14 protein-coding genes, 1 tRNA gene and 1 pseudogene are annotated in these 21,464 nt (G+C 65.5%); 7 read left to right on the top strand and 9 right to left on the bottom strand.

Annotated elements, in window-relative coordinates; genetic code table 11:
- Nucleotides 1–13: 13 nt before the first annotated feature.
- The 3 genes from FJ222_02360 to FJ222_02350 are packed head-to-tail and all read left to right on the top strand — an operon-like array spanning nt 14 to nt 7,018.
- A complete protein-coding gene (locus tag FJ222_02360; GenBank protein MBM4163273.1) occupies nt 14–5,776 on the top strand; it encodes a hypothetical protein in 5,763 nt (1,920 codons plus the stop codon).
- Nucleotides 5,773–6,258, top strand: a complete 486-nt coding sequence (locus FJ222_02355; protein MBM4163272.1) for a hypothetical protein — start codon at nt 5,773–5,775, stop codon at nt 6,256–6,258. Before FJ222_02360 ends, FJ222_02355 begins: the two co-directional genes overlap by 4 nt.
- Nucleotides 6,259–6,286: 28 nt before the next feature.
- A complete protein-coding gene (locus FJ222_02350) occupies nt 6,287–7,018 on the top strand; it encodes an SDR family oxidoreductase (protein MBM4163271.1) in 732 nt (243 codons plus the stop codon).
- Here the strand turns inward: FJ222_02350 and FJ222_02345 are convergent.
- The 3 genes from FJ222_02345 to FJ222_02335 are packed head-to-tail and all read right to left on the bottom strand — an operon-like array spanning nt 7,015 to nt 9,942.
- A complete protein-coding gene (locus tag FJ222_02345; GenBank protein ID MBM4163270.1) occupies nt 7,015–8,268 on the bottom strand; it encodes a glycosyltransferase family 4 protein in 1,254 nt (417 codons plus the stop codon). The two genes, FJ222_02350 and FJ222_02345, sit on opposite strands and share 4 nt — an antisense overlap.
- On the bottom strand, nt 8,165–8,953 hold the full coding sequence (locus FJ222_02340; GenBank protein ID MBM4163269.1) for a hypothetical protein: 789 nt from the start codon (nt 8,951–8,953) through the stop codon (nt 8,165–8,167). Before FJ222_02340 ends, FJ222_02345 begins: the two co-directional genes overlap by 104 nt.
- A complete protein-coding gene (locus FJ222_02335) occupies nt 8,950–9,942 on the bottom strand; it encodes a class I mannose-6-phosphate isomerase (GenBank protein ID MBM4163268.1) in 993 nt (330 codons plus the stop codon). The genes FJ222_02340 and FJ222_02335 overlap by 4 nt, the downstream gene beginning before the upstream one ends.
- Before the next feature lie 100 nt (nt 9,943–10,042).
- Here FJ222_02335 and FJ222_02330 point away from each other — a divergent pair.
- Nucleotides 10,043–10,119 (top strand) — tRNA-Pro (locus FJ222_02330).
- A 367-nt stretch (nt 10,120–10,486) separates the two neighbouring features.
- Here the strand turns inward: FJ222_02330 and tgt are convergent.
- The 6 genes and pseudogenes from tgt to FJ222_02300 form a co-directional block, all read right to left on the bottom strand.
- Nucleotides 10,487–12,514 carry a tRNA guanosine(34) transglycosylase Tgt gene (gene tgt, locus FJ222_02325; GenBank protein ID MBM4163267.1) on the bottom strand — a complete coding sequence of 676 codons (2,028 nt, stop codon included), beginning with the start codon at nt 12,512–12,514 and terminating at the stop codon, nt 10,487–10,489.
- Between the two features lie 28 nt (nt 12,515–12,542).
- Nucleotides 12,543–13,742 carry a carboxynorspermidine decarboxylase gene (gene nspC, locus FJ222_02320; GenBank protein MBM4163266.1) on the bottom strand — a complete coding sequence of 400 codons (1,200 nt, stop codon included), beginning with the start codon at nt 13,740–13,742 and terminating at the stop codon, nt 12,543–12,545.
- On the bottom strand, nt 13,726–14,448 hold the full coding sequence (locus FJ222_02315; GenBank protein ID MBM4163265.1) for a hypothetical protein: 723 nt from the start codon (nt 14,446–14,448) through the stop codon (nt 13,726–13,728). Before FJ222_02315 ends, nspC begins: the two co-directional genes overlap by 17 nt.
- Nucleotides 14,445–15,104: a hypothetical protein gene (locus FJ222_02310; protein MBM4163264.1), complete on the bottom strand. Its 660-nt coding sequence runs from the start codon at nt 15,102–15,104 to the stop codon at nt 14,445–14,447. Before FJ222_02310 ends, FJ222_02315 begins: the two co-directional genes overlap by 4 nt.
- Nucleotides 15,105–15,127: 23 nt before the next feature.
- On the bottom strand, nt 15,128–16,054 hold the full coding sequence (locus tag FJ222_02305) for a serine acetyltransferase (protein ID MBM4163263.1): 927 nt from the start codon (nt 16,052–16,054) through the stop codon (nt 15,128–15,130).
- Between the two features lie 713 nt (nt 16,055–16,767).
- A pseudogene (locus FJ222_02300) lies at nt 16,768–17,922 on the bottom strand (homoserine O-acetyltransferase).
- Nucleotides 17,923–18,114: 192 nt separating this feature from the next.
- Here FJ222_02300 and FJ222_02295 point away from each other — a divergent pair.
- From FJ222_02295 to FJ222_02285, 3 genes are all read left to right on the top strand, one after another.
- Nucleotides 18,115–19,593 (top strand): amidophosphoribosyltransferase, encoded by a 1,479-nt coding sequence (locus tag FJ222_02295; protein MBM4163262.1) that lies wholly within the window; start codon nt 18,115–18,117, stop codon nt 19,591–19,593.
- Complete coding sequence (locus FJ222_02290) at nt 19,593–20,294, top strand: hypothetical protein (GenBank protein MBM4163261.1); 702 nt, start codon at nt 19,593–19,595, stop codon at nt 20,292–20,294. Before FJ222_02295 ends, FJ222_02290 begins: the two co-directional genes overlap by 1 nt.
- A 343-nt stretch (nt 20,295–20,637) precedes the next feature.
- Nucleotides 20,638–21,432 carry a M24 family metallopeptidase gene (locus FJ222_02285; GenBank protein MBM4163260.1) on the top strand — a complete coding sequence of 265 codons (795 nt, stop codon included), beginning with the start codon at nt 20,638–20,640 and terminating at the stop codon, nt 21,430–21,432.
- The last annotated feature ends 32 nt before the right edge of the window (nt 21,433–21,464 follow it).

Raw genomic sequence — 21,464 nt, 5'->3', positions numbered from 1 at the left:
AAGAAGGCTTTTCATGCGGCCCTTTTTTTCAAGCACGCGGTGTCTCTTCGCGCTTGCCGCCTTTCTGTGCGGTGCATCGGCGCATGCCGTCGCATTTGAGCCCCAATTCACGCTGGCCGGTCGCAAGGAGCTGGGTGCCGTTTTGTGCCGCTGGACGGCCGCGGGTCTGGCGGTGCAGCTGGCGCATGACGGAGTGACCAACGTCATACGGATCACGCCCGGCGCAACCCGCTCGGACGGACCGGCCGATGGCGTGTTTCTCCAATCACCGCCTCCGATCACCACAAACCGGGTTTGGCTGGTCTTCAAGCGTCAGCCGCGCGCCTGGACGCTCTATGTCGCGGATGCGCCGGTCGCCCGTTTCAGGGAACTCGGAACCAACAGCGTGTCCCTCGCCGTCGAGGCCTCGGTGTTGCCCGGCGAGGAGGAGCGCGACAGCTACACCCAGCGGCTGGGCTCGTTCCGCTTTGACGACGCCTTCATGGTTCCGGAGGGGGAGAAGCTTTCGGGGATGTGGGATCCGATCCAGGGATCGTGGTCGCTGCACGCCGTGACCAACAGGCTCGCTTCGCAGATCGGCAAACTTCGCGGCGGCCGCATGCCTACGCCCGTCCGCAGCCCGAACTTCTATAGCCTCCTCGGCACCGGCACCTCCGCCGTGATCCTCGCCGGCGAGACGTTCCGCGATTCGTATTCGGTGCGGGCCGCCGTGCAACACAATTCCGGGGTCAATGGCATCGTCTTTCTCGCGACCGAGGCGGGCGATTGCCACGGGCTCACCGCGCGCACCGATCCCGTGAGCGAGCATCTGGTGATTGAATTGTGGCGCGGATCGATCTCCCGCGGGTTGACGCGGAGGGTGCTCCATGCGTTCCAGACGGACCTTACGCCGGGTCAGTGGCTTCAGCTCGAGGCGGTGATCTTTGACGACCGTCTGCAGATCGTCGTCGACGGGATCGAGCTCGTGAACCGCCCGTGTCCCGATCTGCCGCCGGGGGGACGCTACGGCCTCATTGCGTGTACGGAGGAGGGCACGCGGTTTGATGATTTTTCAGCCGCCTCGCACGAGGAGTATCCCTTTGACGGCGCCGAGGCCTTCGCGGCCGTCACCCGACAGATCGTCGGCGATGTCGCCTGGCGCGGGACGGACACCGAAGTCCGCCTGCCGCGCGCTGCAAGCCTAGCCTTTAGGGGCCAGGGCGACAGGATGTGGCGCTTTGGATCCGATACCGATGCCCCGCACCGCCTCTCCGCCCGCTTCTTGTGTGAGAGGAGCGAGGCGCCTGTCATTCTGGGCCTGATGGTCGGCAACGGGACGCCCGCTGCACCCGCCTGGCACTTCACCTGTCTGTTGACGGCCACCAACCGGGTGTTCACCCTGCTGCGTCAAGAGGGGACCCGCGCCGTCGTCGTGGATCGCATGACGCGGCCCCTGAATCCCGGGCGCGACATCCGGCTCACGCTCGATGCCCTGCAGCCGGGCGAATTGCGAGCCTTTGCCGACGATCGGCAGGTCCTCTTCCACCGCACCGACCTGCCGCTCGGAGGCCTGGGCGCGATCACCGTGTCGGGTGGTCGCGGGGTTTCGACCACCCTCCCGGAATACACGACCCGATCGACTGCCTTTGCGGACCGGTTTGAGAAAAACATGCAGTATGTCAAGGACCCCTTCATGCGGCATTGGGCCTCCCCCGAGGGGCAATGGCATACCTCCCGTGAACAGGCCACGTGGTTGCGCGGCGACATGATTCGCCGCATCCGCCTCCGCATGCCCGTCACCGCCGAGCCATCCGCGATCCATCTGGCCACCGACGAGGCGGGATCCAATGCCGTCTGCCGGCTCGAAATTCGCGAGGGTCAGATTCTGGGCATCATCCCCGCGTTGGGCGACGAACCCCAGTTCCGTGTCGCGGTCACGAATGTCCCGATTCATGAGGCCGATGTCAACGGCTCAAACCGTCTCTACACCGTGGGGCTTGAAGACCATGTGTTCTGGCTCGGCGACGACTCCCGCCTGCTGGCGACCGCCCATCTCCCGCAGCCCGCCGCCGGGCGCCGCGTCCGCGTCGAGGGCTTTGACGAGGCCGCGCTCCATCAATCGCTGGTCCGCCGTGAAAACGTCTTCGACACCCTCTTTAACGAATCGCTCCAGAACTGGACGATCAATGGAGGCGTCTGGGAGGTGGTCAACCGCTTCCAGTGCGAGCCCACCTGGTCCCACATGAACGGCGAGAATGGCGATTCGCTCGCCGCATTGTGGGCAAAATACGATTTTTCGGGCGACTTCTGCGCCGAGATCTATGCCGGCATGCGGCACACCTGGTATGACCGGTGCGGCGACATCAACATGACCGTCCTCTCCAAGCGGGGCGCCACCAGCGATGGCTACACCGTGACGCTCACGGGGTGGGACCCCGATCATTCGCAAAACAACACGCGTCTCTTCCGCAACGGCGTGATGGTCACCAACAGCACGAGCTATCTGGTGCCTCGAATCCGCGAGGGCAATTTCCGGCTGGGCGGCTACGAGCCGTTGTTGAGGAGTGATCGCGGAAACCAACGCGATGTCCATGGCGCGTGGTACGGCGTGCGCCTCCGCCGCGTCGCCGACCGGTTGCAGGTGATCTTTGACAACCTTCCCGCCCTGGAGTTCACCGATCCCGACCCCCTCGCCAGCGGTTCGTTCGGCATCTGGACCTTTCGCAATTCGATGATGGTCGCCCGTGTCCGCATCGCGGCCGAGACGATCCGGCCGCGGCCGTTCGCCTGCCGCGAGATCGATCCGCGCTCCGCCGCGAGTGATGTCGTGACCCATGGGGCTGATGACGCTTCGCTGCCGCTGCTGCGGACCGCCGTATGCGGTCTTTCTCCCGATGCGCTCACCGACGCCTGCTGGATCGCCGACGATCCGGTCTCACGTCCCGTGGTCCGTTTCCGCCGGGGCGAGGAAGGGTCCGAAATGTGCGTGACAGCCCACCACGGCGGCGGAACCTTCCTGGTCTCCAATACGCTGCCGCCCGTCGCGGCGAGCCGGCTCCTGGGGTGGCGCTTCGATCTGGCCCGTTCGGCCGACGCGGCCTTCAACCTTGAATTCAGCTCAGGAACGGGCGCGCTTAACGGTTTTGTGACCACCCAAGCCTGGTCGTTCGTCATCACCGGATCGGACGAGACCCGGGGCTCGCGGCGGATCGCGGGGCGGGCCGGCGCGGTCCCGCCGTCACCTTCGGCCGATGCGCCCGTCTGGACACCCGTCTATGCGTGGCTTCCCAGCGAGGTCCTGAGTTCCGGCCTCAGCGTCCGCCTCGACGGGTTCGGCAATCTCCAGCCCAGCGATGTGCAACAGGGGTTGCTGGGCAACGCCCCGGGAACCTGGTATGCCGTTCGCAATTTCCGCCCCGTTTTTCGCGGCCGGCCGGACGTGAGCGGAAACGTCGCGAATGAAGCCATGGATCAGGTGAACGCCGCCATCGCCGATCTCCCCCCGGGCCAGCTCCACATTCTGGCGCTGCCGCCGGAGGCTTTTCCGGAAGGGGTGCGCATCGAATGGGCGGTTCCGTCCGATGCCTCTTTTGATCTCATTGCGGAGCGCGACCCCGATAATCCCGATACCGCCACGCTTGCATCATCCACTCCGTGGAACAGTCCCCTCCTGCCGCCCCGCGCGGTCTGGATCGACGACCAGACGGCGACCTTCACGTTTGGGAATGCCGTCACCCGCATTTTCCTGCCGCGCAAGCTGAAGAACCGCAAGCCGGTCGTGCGTGTCGAGCTTGCCGACGGCCGCACCTTCCGCCAAGCGCTCGCGTCACCGCCGGAGCCGGGCACCCCTCCCGTGCTCCTCGCTCTGGAACTCCCCGAGGGGCGGCTGACCACCTTTGACGACCGGCCCTTCGATGTCGGTCCCTTTGCCGGCAGTGCAGTCGTGAGCCTGATGCGCGGCGGCGCCGGCTACGGCACGGTTCTCAAGATCGCCAACCGCGGCCAGCAGACGCGGCTCGATGCCTGCCTCGCCCCTGCCTATGACCCGTTTCTTACACCGCTGATCCAATTCGCTTACCGCGCCGAAGCGATGTCCCGCGTCTCGCTCGTGGCTGGACGGCTCCAGATGCGTTTGACCGAAAACGGGGGGCTGCCCGCTACCCTCGGCGGTCTGGCCGCAACACAAGACACCTGGCAGACGTGGCTCGGTTCGCCGCTGGCCGTATCCAACGAGGCGCCCCTGACAACCGGACTGGACTTCCGCCCCGGCGATTTGCGTGTCGGGTCGCGCCAAGTCCGGGATCAGACCGGACTGTACACGTCGCTGCTGATCGACGACCTCGCCTTGGGGCCGGCCGTCGGCCCCGGGCGAGTCCTCGCCTTCCGCGCGGTGTACGACGATGCCGACGGTGATTTTGCCGCCGTCCAGTACGCCTTCGCGCAAGGCCCGCAACCGTGGGCGTTGCGCGATGCCTCCGGACAGGAGGCCGTCCGCTGGCTCGATGCCTCAAACGCCGCAGTGACAACCCCCGCCACCGACGCGCTGCCCGAGGGAATCCACCACCTGGTGGTTCGGGGCCGCGATGCGGCGGGACACGTCTCGCCTGTCGCCGACCTCCCGTTTTTGCTGGATCGCACGCCGCCCGTGATCACCCATGCCGTCGCCGCAACCGACCGATATAACAAGACCTGTCTGAACGTCACCATCGAGGGCGGATCCGCCATGCCTTTCCTGCGCAACATGAAGCTCGCGAGCAACGGTTCGGAGCTTGCGCTCGCCCAGGACAACGGACGTGTGTCGTTCTCCGCCTCGCGCGTTCAGCTTGAGATTGACTGGCCCTGGCTCCTGCGCCGCCAACTTCAGACCACCAGGCCGGGCGATACCCTCACGATCTCGATCAACGGCGTGAGCGATGTCGCGGGCAACACCCTGCCCCGTTATGAGATCCCGATCACGCTGGACACGGGCAACGACAAGACGCCGCCCACCGTCCTCCCTCTCGTCCCGCCGGAAAACATCGAGGCCTGGCAGCCGAGCAACGTTAACCTGGCCCAGTTCTTCAATCAAGTCGGCGAAGGCCAGACCCAGACGGTCGAAGATGGATCGGTCGTGTTTGAATTCAAGACGCTGGATATTGGAGCTACCCAGTTGCGTCGCGCCTACGGATACAACCCCGGTTTGGAGACGGGCAAACGGGGATGGTTCGGGTTCAGCATCCGCACACTGGCAGGGGACACCAATCCGCCGCCTGTGGTCGAAATCCGCCTCGTGCCGAGGGCCGTGCCCGAAAAGGCGGCTAAGCCGAAAACCCACGGCGCTTACATCCTGCAACTTCCAGCGCCTGGAGCGCCTCATCCGTTCGTCTTCGGCACGCGCACGTGGCAGGCTGGCGAGTGGCAAAATGTCATGATCAACATTCATGACATTCTGCGCGCGGAGGCTGGCATCGATGCGGTTCCCGATCTCCGCGAGATTGTTCTTGCGTTCCCGGAGAAGCGAGCACGCGCGTTCCAGATCCGGAGCGCGGCGGTCCTCGCGCCCTATGGCGACACGCACATTGTCCGCTTCGCCGCGTATGATATGTCGGGCATCGAGGGTCTGAGTTGGACGGGTGGCCGCGCGGCACAGCTCGCCATCCGCCCCTCCCGCGTCAGCCGGCCGATCGATGCCGTGTGGCTCGATGTCCGCGTCAGCGACCGCGCCGGAAACCGCTCGCCGGTCTACATGATTCCCGTGCCGCCTGTGCCGCTTTCTGACAAGCTGCCCGCTGAAGAAAAAGAGGGAAACAGACCATGACCACGCGTATCCAGATTCCGCAGCTCGACGCCAATACCATTGACGTGACCGTTACCGCCTGGCGCAAGCGACTCGGTGACAGCGTCGTTGCGGGCGAGACGATTGCCGAACTGACCACCGACAAGGCCGCCTTTGACATGGAGGCACCGGCCTCCGGAACCCTGCTCGCCATTTTGGCGGCCCCTCCAAGCGTGGTCCCGTCGGGCTATGTCATCGGAATCATCGGCGACCCGGGCGCTTCCGACCCGGGCGCCGAGGCGGCGAACGCCGCCCTCCTGGCCGCGTACCGGTCCGCCACCGGATCGGCACCCGCCGCTGCTGCCGCCGCCGCCGCCCAGCCGCTGGCTGCGACGCGTGTGCGGGCAACCCCCAAGGCCCGCCGTCTGGCGCAGCAGCACGGCATCGACCTTGCCCGCGTCCAGGCCGAGACCGGCGTCGAGGTGGTGGACGAAGCCGCCCTGACGCCCTATCTCAACACCTAACCCCGCACCGCCGAACCTTGGACACGTTATGCCCCTCTGCCTGATTACCGGTTCATCCCGCGGCATCGGCCGCGCCACAGCCTTGGCCCTGGCCGCCGATGGCTGGACCGTGGCGGTTCATTACCGGTCGCGCGCCGAAGAGGCCGAGGCGGTCGCGGCCGGAATTCGCGCCCTCGGCGGCCGCGCCCAGACCTTCTGCGCCGATGTCTCAGACGCTGTCCAGGCCGCCGCGATGGTCAAGGCCGTCGAGACCGCGCTTGGCCCGATCACCGGGCTGGTCTGCAACGCTGGCGTGATCCGCACGCAGTTCACCGCCATGACTGCGGTGGAGGACTGGCGCGCCGTCCTCGCCACTAATCTCGACGGCGCTTTCTATTGCACCAAAGCGGTGATCCGCAGCATGATGCGCCAGCGGAGCGGACGCATCGTCTATGTCTCGTCCGATGCCGCCCTCCTTGGCGACCTCATGCGCGCGGCCTACAGCGCCTCGAAGGCTGGCCTCCTGGGCCTGACCAAGTCCGTCGCTCGCGAGTTGGCCCCGTCCGGGATCACCGTCAACGCCGTGGCACCCGGGGTCATCGCCACCGACATGACCGCCGACATGCCCGAAACCCGCCGCGCCAAGCAGCTCACCGCCATCCCCCTGAACCGCTTCGGCGAACCCGCCGAGATCGCCGCCGTCATCCGCTTCTTCCTGTCGCCGCACGCCGCCTACATAACCGGCCAGGTGCTCTCCGTGGATGGCGGCCTCTGTATCTAGTAACCGGTGCGCGCGCACACCTCCCGATACAGCGCGGCCGTGGCGGGCACGCTGGCGGGCCACGAGTAACGAGCGAGGCGGGCGAAGCCGGCTTCGGCGCGGGCCGGACGGGACAGGGGATGATCGAGCGGCCCGGCCAGCGCCCGGGTGATCGAGGCGATGTCGAGCGGATCGCAGCACGCTGCCGCCGGACCGCAAATCTCGGAGGCGCCGCCCGGCGTGCAGACCACGGGACAGCCGCAGGCCAGCGCTTCGAGCGCGGGGAGTCCGAACCCTTCATCGAGCGAGGGAAACGCCAGCACCGCCGCCAGGCTGTACAGCGCCACGAGATCGGCGCGCGGCACATAACCCAGCGTCTGTACGCGACCGGCCACGCCGAGCCGCGCGCACAGGGCGTCAATCGGCACGCGGTTGAGCCCCCCCGCCCCGGCGAGCACCAGGTGCACATCGCGCCGGTCAGGCCGTTCGGCGATCAGGCGCGTGAAGGCCTCCAGCAGACGCGGCAGGTTTTTGCGCGGGGCGAGATCGCCGACAAACAGGATGAACCGGCCGGGCAGACGCCAGGCCGCACGCACGGCATCCAGTCGTTCCGGGTCGCTGACCGGAGCCAGATCGGGATCGACGCCGGGCGGGATCAGCGCGATGCGATCCGCCTGATCCGGATAGCGCGCCGCGACGATCCGGCGGACGTGTTCCGAGTAGACGATGATCGCTCCCGCCCGGCGGATCGAGCGGGGGAGGAAGAGACGGTAGTAAAGCCGGTTCTCGAAGGTGCAGCACGCCGGATGGGTGAAGACGTGCAGATCATGCACCGTCAGCACCACCGGACACGGCGCGGCCAGCGGCGCGACATAGGCGGGCGCGTGCAGCAGCGCGGCCTGGTCCTGCCGCAGGCGGCGCGGCAGTCGCGTGTGCTCCCAGACGATCCGGGCTAGCCGCGAGGAGGCCGGAAGGTGGACCGCGCACACGTCAACCTGCGGCGAGTCTGGAACGGGCAGCGGCGTGCGGACGGGCGCATAGACACGCAACGGCTCCGGTCCGTGCGCCGCCCACGCTCGGATAAACCCGTGAATCGTGTTTTCCACGCCCGAGTAGGCTTTGCGCAGCGTCATCGCGTCATAGGCAAATCGGGGGTGCGGCATGTCATCACAGTCGTTTGATATCCGTCCATTCGCGGCCGGAGCGGTAGGGCGGCGGCGAAATGAGCACCTCGTCGCCGGGCGGCCCCTTGAAGCCGTCGAACGGCCCATCCTGGCGCGATTCGGCCAGAACCGATTGATACTCCCGTTCAGCCGCGCGGTAGATGGTGTAGGCGATGAGCAGGCGGATCAGCATGAAACCACGCGCGTTCCCGCTCAGAAAGGAGTAGCCTACCGAGACCGCCATCAGCAACGCCACAAACTGGCCGACGCGCGCGGCGATCCACGTGGCCTTGACGCGCGACATGAAAAATTGCTGCAGAATCGCGCGAAAGATTCGTCCGCCGTCCATCGGGAAGGCCGGCAGCAGGTTAAAGATGCAGAGCACGATATTGAGCCATCCGATCTGGTGGTAGATGAAGCCAGCCACAGGGGCAGAAAGGGGTACGTGGTGGACCATCCAGAATCCCGAGAGGCCCAGCGACAGGCTGACCGCTGGCCCGGCGGCGGCGACCAGAAACTCCTGCCAGGCTTTGCGCGGCATGTTCAGGAGCGTGGCGCAGCCGCCCATCATCATCAGCGTGATGTCGCGCACCCGGCACCCGAAGGCCATGGCCACCAGACTGTGTCCCAATTCATGCAACGTGATTGACAGCAGCAGCGCGAGGCCCGCTGCCAGACCGTAGAGCGGGGAACCCGTGTCGCTGACGAAAAAGAACAGCAAAATGATCAGCGACATATCCAGCCGGATCGGAATGCCGAACGGCCGGGCGATTTCATAGGAGGATTGGATCATACGGGTAACGTGGTCAGCAAGAGGTTTGCGGGTTCATCGGCCCTGATCGTGCAGCGGGAAGCTGCCGCCGGAATCAGGCAGCTCGTGCCACAGGGGAGGGGCACAGTCACGCCGTTGATCGTGGCGGAGGCGGTGCCAGAATGGACAAAAAGAGCCTGAAAGCTCCCGCTGTCGCGGATCACGGTCTCGGAGTGTTCGAGGCGGATGCGGCGCATGCGGAAGAACGGGCTGGACAGGACGTCGTGCCAGACGTTAACCGCCGTTCCGGCGGGATCCTCGCGGAGCAGCTTCGGCGCAGGGAGCGTCCAGTCAATGACCGCCAGCGCCTCCGCGACGTGGAGGGGGCGGGGCCGGCCATCGCTGCCGAGGCGGTCCCAGTCATAGAGGCGGTAGGTGGTGTTGGAATTCTGCTGGACCTCATAGATCAGGCAGCCGGCGCCGATCGCGTGAACCAAGCCACCGGGTATCAGGATGGCGTCGCCGGCTTGGACGGCCAGTGTGTTCAGACAGTCGCCCGCCTGTTTCGTTTCGAGCGCCCGGCGCAGATCGTCCGGTCCGACGCCGGGCTTCAGCCCGACATGAATAAACGCCCCGGGTTCGCTATCCAGAACCACCCACATCTCGGTCTTGGGCTCGCCGCCATGCTGTGCCGCAGTCGCGGCATTGGGGTGGACCTGCACGCTGAGCCGATCACGGGCATCGATCAGCTTGAAGAGCAAAGGAAAGCGGGTGGGATCGGGGGCGCGGGCACCGACCAGCGCGGCGCCGTGGCACAGGGTCAGATCCGCGAGGGAGAGGCCGGCGAGCGCGCCGGTGGCAACCCGGCTCAGGCCGTCGGGATGGGCCGACAGCTCCCACGATTCGGCGCAGATCGGCGGCACGCCCTGACGTCCAAACGCCGACCCGATGCGGGATCCGCCCCAGACATAGTCCTTGTAGGCCGGTTTAAAAACCAGCGGATAAACGGGGAAGTCCATAGCGCCGATCATTGTAAGGGGAGAAGGCGAACGGGTCAACGAGTTAAAGATTCTTTTTGACGTAACCGCCAGATTCAGCTATTGTACGAACCCACTTGACCTCACAGGTCATCGGGGAGTAGCGCAGCCTGGTAGCGCGTTTGGTTCGGGACCAAAAAGTCGGGGGTTCAAATCCCCCCTCCCCGACCACTTTAAAGCCCGGTTTTGTTGGCAACCACCAATAAAACCGGGCTTTTTTGTTTCTCAGACCGATTTTCTCTGTGTGGGCTTAACCCTCTGAAACAGGATGAAAAACGGGCGCAAAAACCCCACACAATTACAAACACACTTTTACCCCTGAAAAGCTGTTTTTATTAGGTTTTTCGGTGTAAATCAATCATGCGACATGCAAAAAACGGATCCGCAACGCGATGCATGTCCGTTTTCGTTTCAACAGGGTAGGGGCGTGCTATGATCGCTCCCGCCACCACTACTTCGGGGAAGAAGTCATGAGAACCGGATACCAGGTGTGGGATTCTCGGGGCGAGCGGGCACGTGACCGCGAAGCCCTCCATTCTTACGTCTGGCCAGCAAACTGCGGATGGGCGAAGATCTGCCGGGCAAATTCGGTCTGTGCGTCGGACGCGATATCGGATGGATAACGGGCGCCGCTGCGATCCCAGCGCTCCAGCCACTGATGATCCAGCAGCGGCGGCGCCGCAACCCCGGCAACGGACAAGCAGGACGGATGCGTACACGCCACCGTCGTTTCGGCCTTGGGTCCGGTGGGCACGCCGCGCGCGACATAGAAACCGGCCGCCAGCAACGCCGCGCGAATGGCGGTGGAGGCGGTATAGGTGAAGAGCGCGGTTTCGCCCGGAGCCGAGGCCTGAAAGATCCGAGCCATCATCGCGGCCGTCCAGAGCGCGCCGTCGGTCTTGTAGGAGAAGGGGTCGAAGTAAATCAGATCCGGCCGGGGTGCCGACGTCAGGTGCTCGCTAAAATCACCCGCCAGCAGGGTCCAGTGCAGCCCGCGTGTGGCATGCGCCCAGCAGGCGTGTTGGAGAATGGCGCTGGGCGCCGCATGGTGCAGATGCGGAAAATGGGCCGCGTGGCGAACGGCCAGGCGCAGCGAATCGAGGTCGCGCTCAAAGCTGATGATCCGCATCGGGCGGATCGGCCGGCCGTCTGCCTGTGCGGCTTCCCAGCAGCGCACCGCTCCCATCGCGTTGGTTGCAGCGCCCAGGCCGACATCCCACACCACCAGTTCCGGCGCCTCCGGAAGGCGCAGACGCCCGGTCAGCCCGGACTGCTCCACATACAGCCGGCGCGACTCCTCGACCGGATTGCTGACGGAATGCATGACCTCGCCGGAGCTGCAGTGGCGAATGCTGGAAAACCCCGCTTCCGCCCGCTGCACTTCGTAGTCACCCAGCCGCAGGCGTGGCACGGGCCGCGGCTGCGGACGGCGCGCGCCCGGCGAGTCGCCATCGACGCGCGCCAAGGCTTCCCGCTGCGCCCGGTAGTACGCGAGAAAATCACCCGCCACAATGCGCGCCCGGATCTCCCGGGTCAGGTGATGGTAGAAATGGAGGTTGTGCAGTCCCAGCAGATGCCACCCCAGCGCTTCATCCGATTTGAAGAGGTGGTGGAGATACGCCCGTGAATAGTGGCGACAGGTCGAGCACGCGCAGCCCGGATCCAGAGGCTGATCCTGCAGCCGGTACCACCCGCGCCGCATGTGCAGGCGGCCTTCCGAGGTATAGGCCGTGCCGCGCTGAGCGAGCGCGATCGGGATGATGCAGTCAAACATGTCCACGCCGCGATGCACCGCCTCGAGCACATCCACCGGCGTGCCGACGCCCATCAGGTAGCGGGGCCGGTCATGCGGCAGACCGGCGGTGGCGGCGGCGGTCAGATCCTCGCGCTGCTCCCGCGTCTCGCCCACGGCGAGGCCGCCGACCGCAAAGCCATCGAACGGCAGGCTGGTCAAATAGGCGGAGCTGGCCTCGCGCAGGTCGGGAAATGCCGCGCCCTGCACAATGCCGAACAGCGCCTGCGGCGAATCGCCGCGCGCCTCCAGGCTTCGCAGCGCCCAGCGGTGCGTTCGCGCCATCGCGGATTCGGCTTCGGCGCGGGGTGACGTGGACGAAATGCAGTGATCCAGCGGCATCATGATGTCGCTGTCGATCACCCGCTGCATGGCGATGCTGGTCTCCGGGGAGAGCAGGACCCAGCGCCCGTCAATATAACTCTGAAACTGCGCGCCTGCCTCGGTGAGCCGGCAATCCTGCGGCATGGAATAAATCTGGTAGCCGCCGGAGTCGGTCAGCACCGGGCGATCCCACTGCATGAAGCGGTGAATGCCCCCGAATTGCTCAAATACGGCTGCGCCGGGGCGCAACATGAGGTGGTAGGTGTTGGCCAGCAGCACGCTGGACCCGGCCTCACGCAGCGAATCCACGGTCTGGCATTTGACCGTGGCCTGCGTGCCCACCGGCATGAACACCGGCGTCTGAACCCGGCCATGCCGGGTCTCAAATTCCGCCGCGCGAGCGCCCGAGTGGGATGCGGTTGCGGCGATGCTGAAGGGCAAGCGTGACATACTGTTTCAGAAGTCCGGGTTGGCCGGGTTACAACCGCGCGGCGAAGTCGGCATAGCCGAAGCGGCGGACCCCGGTCAGCGTGCCGTCGGGTTGGCGCAGCACGATGGCGGGCAGGTTGATGCCGTTGAAGGTGTTTGTCTTGACCATGGTGTAGTGGGCCATGTCTTCGAAGACCAGCCGGTCGCCGGGGCGGAGGGGGCGTGCGAACGAATAGTCGCCGATGCAGTCTCCCGCCAGACACGAGGGGCCGGCGAGGCGGACGGTGCAGGATTTCTCGCCGGGCGCGCCGCCGAACTCGGCGCCTGCGGGCGCGTCGGCGCGGCCGTCCCACGCCTCGCCCCGGTAGACCCGCGGACGGTAAGGCATTTCCAGCACGTCGGGCATGTGGCAGGTGCACGAGACGTCGAGGATGGCGATGGGGATTTCGTTGACCACCACGTCGAGAACCGTGGCGACCAGAACGCCGGCGTTGAGGGCGACGGCCTCTCCCGGTTCGAGGATGACCGTCATGTCGGCGTGGCGCGCGCGGAAATCAGTGAGGATACGGCACAGCCGATCCACGTCGTAATCGCTGCGGGTGATGTGATGGCCGCCGCCGAAATTCATCCACGCGAAGCGGGGGATCAGATCCCCGAAGCGGGCTTCGACCGCCGCCAGCGTCCGCTCCAGCACATCCGCATTCTGTTCGCAGAGGCAGTGGAAGTGCAGGCCGGTGAGCCCGTCGAGCGACTCGCCCTGAAAGGCGTCGCGCCGGATGCCGAGGCGCGAGCGGGGGGCGCAGGGGTCGTAGAGCGCGGTGTGTCCCTCGCTGTGTTCCGGGTTGATGCGCAAGCCGGCGGCGATGGGATGGCCGGCGGCCTCGAGCAGGGGACGGAACTGACGCCACTGGCGAAAGGAATTGAACGTGACATGATCGATCAGCGGCAGCATCTCCCGGAAGTCGGTTTCGGAAAAGGCCGCAGCGAAGGCATGCACCTCGCCGCCGAAGCCTTCGCGGCCCAGGCGGGCTTCGTGGAGCGAGCTGGCGCAGACGCCGTCCAGCCGGGTACGGATCCGGTCGAACGCCGCAACCATGGAGAATGCCTTGAGCGCGAGGAGGATGGTGCAGCCTGTGCGCGCCTTGACCTGAGCCAGGATCGCGACATTGCGGTCCAGGGCGGCGGCGTCGACGACAAAGGCGGGGGTGGGGATCGTCTGGGGATTCATGGACTTACTCCTCGATCGCATACCGGCGCAGCGCGTGCAGGGGGAAGCGCAGGGGGCGCAGGAGCCGCGCAGGCAGGGTCTTCAGATCGGCGTCGATCAGCGGCAGGAGGGGGTTGTCGGGGCTGTTGTTTCGGACGAGCGGGAGATAGGCGGCGCTGGCGGCCAGGCGGGTCGCCGCGCGGTCATCGGTGATGGCGTCGTGCGGGGTCGTGCGGAGCGCGTTCTCGCGCAGCAGGGCGGCGAAGGCGAGCAGAAAGGCGTCGGCATGGCTGCGGGGGTCGGCGACGGGATCGATCTGGTAGAAGGTCTGGTAGCGCGTGGTGATCGTGTGGCAGACGGGGATGTCGGCATCGGGGTTGCCGCTGAGGGCGAGCAGGCGGGCCGTGTCGGCGTCGAGTTGTTCGCGCAGCGGCACGCCGCCGACCGCCAGCAGCGGCGAGAGGGTGGGGGGGGCAAAGAGGACCCAAGCGCGGAGGAGGTGAGCCAAGAGGATGGCAAGCACGAAATGGGGCGCATAGGCCACCGCGAAGTGGCGGACATAGGTCTTGGCGTGACGGCGATGATGGCGCAGGTCGCGGGCCGAGAGGGCGAGACTCAGGGCCGAAGCGGCGAGCGCGGCCAGACCGCACATCCGGATGACGGGCTTCGCGCCCCACCAGATCAAGCCGCCGGCGATGGTCATCAAGGCCAGTGCGGTCAGAAAGCGTTTGCGAAAGGGAGCATTCATGAGGGTTTGTTTTTTTCAATCATGTCAATGTGCCACAGGTGGCGCGCGGTGCGGTAGACGGTGACGAATAAGCCGAAGAGCGAGGCGGCGACCGCATACGGGAGCGCGGCGGCCAGATACGTTTTGCCAAAAATCACCAGCAGCACGTTGATCGCGATAAAGAGCAGGCGGATCTCCGTCGGCCCGACGCCCAAATAGGAGATCGCGAAGCGGTTGGTGCAGGCAAACTCCAGAAAAGAGTGGATCATGAAGCCGGTGAACATGACCAGCGTGAACAGGATCATCTTATGGAACGAGGCGGGAAGCAGGACCGCGTAGCCGAAGAAAATCGCGCTCAAGAAAATAAAATCGAGAAAGTGGTCGACATAATAGCCCCACTTCTTGAGGCCGGTATTGCGCGCGCGGCCGACGGCGCCGTCGAGCAGGTCGGTGATGTACTGGCCGATGATGCAGGCATTGACGGCCCACAACCACTGGGCGGAGGTGCGCGCGAAGAGGCAGAAAAGCGGGATTAGCGCCGACCAGAGGACGGTCGTGAGCGTGAGGTGGTAGGTCTCGATCCAGAGCGGCACGCGGGGCAGAAGCGCCTGCTTGAGGCGCTCCTCGCCGACATGCAGGAGCGACGTTCCATATTTGAGGTGGCCTTGAAAGGACATGGCGATCACGTTCCCAACGGTGGTTACGGGGCCGGTGTCTGGCCGGATTCCCGGATGAGCGGCTTGGGCTGCTGGTTGTAAACCTTGGAATGGGGCGGCACGGAATGGATGAGCCAGACATTGCCGCCGATGGTCGAGTGGTGGCCAATGACGGTTTCGCCCCCCAGGATCGTGGCGCCGGCGTAGATCACGACGTGGTCGCCCACGTCCGGGTGGCGTTTGATCCCCTTGATCGGGTTGCCCTGCTCGTCGTTGGCAAAGCTCAAGGCGCCGAGCGTGACACCCTGGTAGAGCTTGACGTGCGAGCCGATCATGGAGGTCTCGCCGATGACCACGCCCGTGCCGTGGTCAATAAAGAACCCCGAGCCGATGGTTGCACCCGGATGGATGTCGATGCCGGTGCGGGAGTGGGCGTGCTCGCTCCAGACCCGAGGCAGGAGGGGGACGCCCGCCGCGTAGAGGGCGTGGGCCAGGCGGTGAACGCTCACCGCATAGACACCGGGATAGCTCAGCACGATCTCCATGGTTGATCGGGCTGCGGGGTCGCCCTCGTAGGCGGCCTGGATGTCCTCGCGCAAAGCGGCGCGGATGCCCGGCAGCGCGTCGAGCAGTTTGGCCACCACCGCACCAGCCCGTTCCCTGCAATCGCCGCAGCTTCTGCATTTTTCGAACGCGCACTGATATTCGAAAACCCGCTGAATCTGGTCGCGCAGGCTGACGGCGGTCTCGGCGAGAATCTTGCGCAAGCCCTGTTCGCAGGTGTCCTGCGTGACCGGCGCATGGCCGTGGCAACCGGGAAACAGAATGCCGATCAACTGCTCCAAAACCTCCACCACCGCCCGCTGGCCGGGGAGATTGACCTCCTTTTCGGTGTTGGACAAGGGGCAGTCGTTGCAGGGCGACAGATCACGCACCAGTTTGGGCAGATGTTGGTCGAGCCACTTTTCCATGAACAACTCCTTTAGGGATCATCCGTGACCGGGTTTGGACGGTCCGTGTTTGAGGGGCGGGTGACGTGGGCGATGACGCGGTCGGCGCCCAGATTGTGGAAGCCGAGGCGGCATAGCAGGCGGCCGATCCAACTGCGGGAGAGGCCGTGGATTCGCTTCACCGTGATGCCGTCCTGTGCGCACAGGCGGAGGAAGTCGGCGAGGGTGAAGAGGTGGATGTTGGGCGTGTCGTACCATTCATACGGAAGGGCTTTGGCCTTGGGCATGCGGCCTGCGAGAAGGAGGCCTCCGCGGACGGGGAGATAGCCGAAGTTGGGAAAGGCGACCACGGCTTCGCGGGCGACCCGCAGAATCTGGTGGAGCACATCGCGCGGGCGGAGCACGACCTGAAGGGTTTCGCCCAGAACGGCCACGTCATACGAGTCATCGGGGATCATCTGGAGCCCGTCGTTGATGTCTTCGAGGAGGGCGTTGTGTCCGGCGTCGATCGTGCGGACGATATGGCCGAGGTCAATGTCCACGCCCGTGCCGGCCACCTGTCGTTCGCGTTCGAGCCTGGAGATGAGGGCGCCGTCGCCGCAGCCGAGGTCCAAGACGCGGCTGCCGGGCTGGACGAGGCCGACGATGATCGCGTCCTCCAGCTCGTCAAACCGGTTGCCACTGACGGTGTTGCCGCCGGTCTCCGGCGTCCCCACCCACGGCAGGAAGGCGCGGATCACCCGCTTCAAGTCGGCGATATGGGTCAGGAAGGCGTCGTGGCCGGCCGGGGCGTCGAGATGGCAGTACGAGACCCGCTTGCGGTTGCGGATCAGCGCGGTGACCAGTTCGGCCGACTGTTCAGGTTTGAAGAGCCAGTCGCCGCTGAGGGCGACGATCAGCATCTGCGCCTTGACCCCGGCAAAAGCCTTGTCGAGCGAGCCGAATGCATCTTCCAGATCGTAATCGTCCATGGCCCGGGTGATGTGGAGGTACGAGTTGGCGTCGAACCGCTCCACAAACTTGGCGCCCTGGTGTTCGAGATAGCTCTCGATCTGGAAATAGGATCGGAAGGTGCGGCGCGACTCGGCGTGAAACGCATCGTCGGCGTTCAGCCATTCGGGCCGTTTCTCGCGCCCGAATTTTGTCTCCATCAGTTGTTGCGAGAGGTAGGTGACGTGCGCGAGCTTGCGGGCGCTGCCCAGTCCCTGCCTGGGCGGTCCGAGTCCGTCGGCGCGGTCGTAGTAATCGCCGTGGCGCCACGCGGGGTCCTGCACGATCGCCTGGCGGCCGATGATGTCGAAGGCCAGCGCCTGAGTGTTGAGGCTGGCGGCTGCGGCGATCACGATGCTGCGGCCGACAAAATCCGGATAGCGGATCGCCCATTCCAGCGCCTGCATGCCGCCGAAGCTGCCGCCGATCACCGCCGCCAGATACGGGATGCCGAGTTGGTCGAGCAGCAGGCGCTGCACGGTCACGATGTCGCCGACGGTGATCTCCGGGAACTGCGAGCCATACGGTGTCCCGGTTGCGGGATTGATGGATGCGGGTCCCGTGGTGCCTTTGCATCCGCCCAGGATGTTGGCGCAGACGATGTGATAGTGGCGGGTGTCGATCCCGAGTCCCGGCCCGATCATATCCTGCCACCAGCCCGACGGTCGGGTTTCGCCGGGGCGAATGCCGGTGACGTGGGCGTCGCCGGTCAGGGCGTGGCAGACAAAAATCACATTGTCGGCGGCCGGGTTGAGTGTCCCGCAACGCTCGTAGGTGATGTCCACCTCCGGCAGAAGACCGCCCCGCTCGAGGCGGAGACCGCCCGGCGGCAGATTCAGTCGCAGCGTCTGCGGCTCGACGACACCGACCGAATCAGAACTGGTTGTGGCCTTGGACATGCTGAATGTGTGCTCCCAAGTCGCGTTTTGTTCGGGCGTCACTGTATCATAAAACGGCGCGTCTGGTAAGGACTCATTGCTGGCTGCAGCAATTCTAATTTTAGGTTTTAGGTTGAGCGGCCCGCCGAAGTAGGGTATTCTGCTGATTCGGGTCAGATGTGGGTTGTTGGCTCTCAACGGGAGTGTTTGAGTATGGGCGGTTTTTTCGGCGTGGTGGCCAAGCACGATTGCGTGACCGATCTGTTCTACGGTACCGACTACCATTCGCATCTCGGCACGATGCGGGGGGGCATGGCGGTTTTGGGCGAGGATGGCTTCACGCGGGTGATTCACGACATCCGCACGTCTCAGTTTCGCTCGAAGTTTGAGGGCGACTTCAACCTCTTCAAGGGCCGTGCGGGCGTGGGAGTGATCAGCGATTTTGAGGACCAGCCCCTGATCATCGCCTCGCATCTGGGCACGTTTGCGATTGTCACGGTCGGCGTGGTGACCAACCTGCCGGAGCTGGTGGCCGAGCTTTACGCCAAGCACCGCGTGCAGTTTTCTGAAATGAGCCGCGCCGGGGTCAATCCGACCGAGTTGGTTGCGTCGTTGATCAATACGCAGGATTCGTTCGAGGCTGGCATCCGCTATGCCCAGGAGCGGATTTGCGGGTCCTGCTCGGTGCTGGTGTTGAAGGATGACGGAACCCTGTTCGCGGCCCGCGACCGCTACGGACGGACGCCCGTGACGCTGGGGGAAAAGGGCGATGCGCGCGCTTTCGCGCTGGAGTCGTGCAGCCTGCCCAATCTGGGCTATCTGCCGGTGCGTGACCTGGGCCCGGGCGAGATTGTCCGGCTGACGCAGGATGGCGTCGAGACATGCCGCGAGCCGGGCGCCGAGCTCGCGATCTGCGCCTTTCTATGGGTCTATTTCGGGTACCCCGCGTCGTCCTACGAGGGGCAAAACGTGGAGAGTGTCCGTTACCGGTGCGGCGAGGCGCTGGCGAAGCACGACGGCGGGTTGCGCGCCGATTTTGTGGCCGGAATCCCCGATTCCGGCATGGGGCATGGGCTGGGGTATTCCCGCGCAGCGGGCATACCTTTTGCGCGGCCGTTCGTCAAATACACACCCACCTGGCCGCGGAGCTTCATGCCCTCGGTTCAGGAGCATCGCGAGTTGATTGCCCGGATGAAGCTGATTCCGATTGCCGACCTGATTCGCGGAAAAAGCCTGATCTTCTGCGACGACTCGATCGTTCGCGGCACTCAGCTCCGCGACCAGGTGCACAGGCTCTACGACGACGGCGCGCGCGAGATCCACATGCGGATCGCCTGCCCGCCGTTGCTCTTCGGCTGCAAGTTTCTCAACTTCTCCCGCTCCACGAGCGAGCAGGACCTCGCCGCGCGCCGCACCATCAAGGAACTGGAGGGCGACGCGGCTGACCCCCGGGATTATGTCGATCCCGATGGCGGGCGGCATCAGGAGATGGTCGGGCGTATCCAGAAACGGCTCGGCCTGACGTCGCTCAAGTATCAGCGTGTGCAGGACTTGGCCGATGCGATCGGCCTCCCGCGCAAAAACATTTGCACGTTCTGCTGGACGGGCGAGGATGTCTCGTGCGGCAGCGGTTGCCGGCAGTGCGGGGCGGCCTCGTGTGCTCGGCAAAAGCCGATCACGGCGGAAGGCTGATGGCGCAGGTGTTCACACGCAACCTATTCGAGAGTGTCGCCCGCACACGTCTGCATCACGGACACTGGTGCAATGCCGACGTGTGGCGCGTGGAGGTGAACGGCGTCCCCTGGGTGGTGAAAGACTTCCGCGCGTGCGTGGCGCTGTGGCGGTGGACCGGGGGCGTCTGGATGGTTTGGCGCGAGTTGCGCGTGTTGCGCAAACTGCACGGGCTGCCGGGGATACCCGCGGGAGCGTTCCGGATGGATCGGTTCGCGCTGGGCGAGCGGTTTGTGGAGGGGTCTCCGCTGCGGAACCTCTCCGCCGGGGATGTGCCGGTGACGTTCTTTCACCGTCTGGAGGCGCTGGTGCAGGCCATGCATGCCCGCGGCATTGCCCATCTGGACCTGCGCAACGCCGGGAATATTCTCATGGACGCGGCCGGCGCGCCGATGCTGCTTGATTTTCCCTCCGCCATCAACATCCGGTGGATGCCCGGTCAGATCCGCAAGCGGATGGAGTGGATCGATTTGTCGGGCATTTACAAGCATTGGATGCGGCTGGTTCCCGGCACGATGGGCGAGGCGCGCGAATGGGTGCTCCTCTGGCAGTTGCGCAACCGTAAATGGTGGCGGATCAGGGGTTACCGGTTCTCGCTGAGTCAGCGCGCGCTTAAGCAGCAGGAACGCGAGTTGCTTGAGAAATATGGCGAGTTGAACTAGCCCTTCGGAGGACGACAGAATGATGGCTGGAGCGTTTTCGGCGGCGGAATGCCGCAGCCGGTGCGAGCGGCTGATGCATGCGTTGCGCCGCACGGGGCTGGACGGCGCGCTCGTCCGGTCGCCGATCGCGCGGCTCTATTACTCCGGATTCGCCTCTTCCAACGGCATCCTCGCCGTGGATGTCCGCAGCGGCCCGGCCCTGCTCACCGATTTCCGCTATCTGATCGCCGCCCGCCGCGCACTCGCCTGGATGCCGTGCGGCGACTGCGGCCGCGGCGACGAGGCCAGGCGGATCTTACGCCGGTTGACCCGATCCTGGCGCCGGGCCGGCTACGAAGGCTCGTTGGCGGTGGCGGTCCACACCGCCCAGCAGCAGGCGCTGCCCCAGATTGCCGGATGGACCGATGTGGACAGCCTCATCGCCGGGCAGCGCGCCATCAAATCGCCGGCCGAACAGGCGGCGCTGCGGCGGGTGATCCGCGCGAATGACCGCCTGTTTGAACGGGTGTTGCGCGGCGCGCGGCCGGGGCAGTCTGAACAGGATATTCGCAAGGCGGTCCGGCGTGAGGCCGACACGCTGGGCGACGGTGAGGCCTTTGACGCCGTGGTCTGCGTTGGCGCCAACGGCGCCGAATGCCACCACGTGCCGGGAGATGATCCGTGGTTGCCGGGCCAGCCGCTGCTGCTCGATGCGGGACTCAAGCTCGGCGGATACTGCAGCGACCTGACGCGAACCGTGTGTTGCGGACGCCCCTCCGCGCGGTTTCGCGAGATCCACGCGCTGGTCTTCCGTGCGAACCGCACCGTCATCCGCAAGCTGAGGCCGGGGATGACCGGCGCGGAGGTTGATGCCCTGGCCCGCGACGTGATTGACCGCGCCGGCCACGGAGGAGCCTTCGGGCACAGCCTCGGACATGGGCTCGGGTTGGAGGTGCATGAGGCTCCCGCCTGTGCCGCGTCTTGCAAGACGGTGATCCGCCCGGGGATGGTGGTGACGGTCGAACCCGGGGTCTATCTGCCCGGCGAGCTGGGGGTCCGCATCGAAGATGTGGTGCTCATCACCCCGACCGGTTGCGAGGTCCTCTCGGGATTTCCGAACAGCCGTATTGACGACGCGCGCGAAGCGCCTTATTCTTAGTGCCCCGGTAACGGAGGCGGGCGCCACGCCGG

The organism is Lentisphaerota bacterium, assembly GCA_016873675.1.
Lineage (GTDB): Bacteria > Verrucomicrobiota > Kiritimatiellia > RFP12 > JAAYNR01 > VGWG01.
Note: the sequence above shows the minus strand (reverse complement) of the source record. Positions and strands in the feature narration are given on the sequence as shown.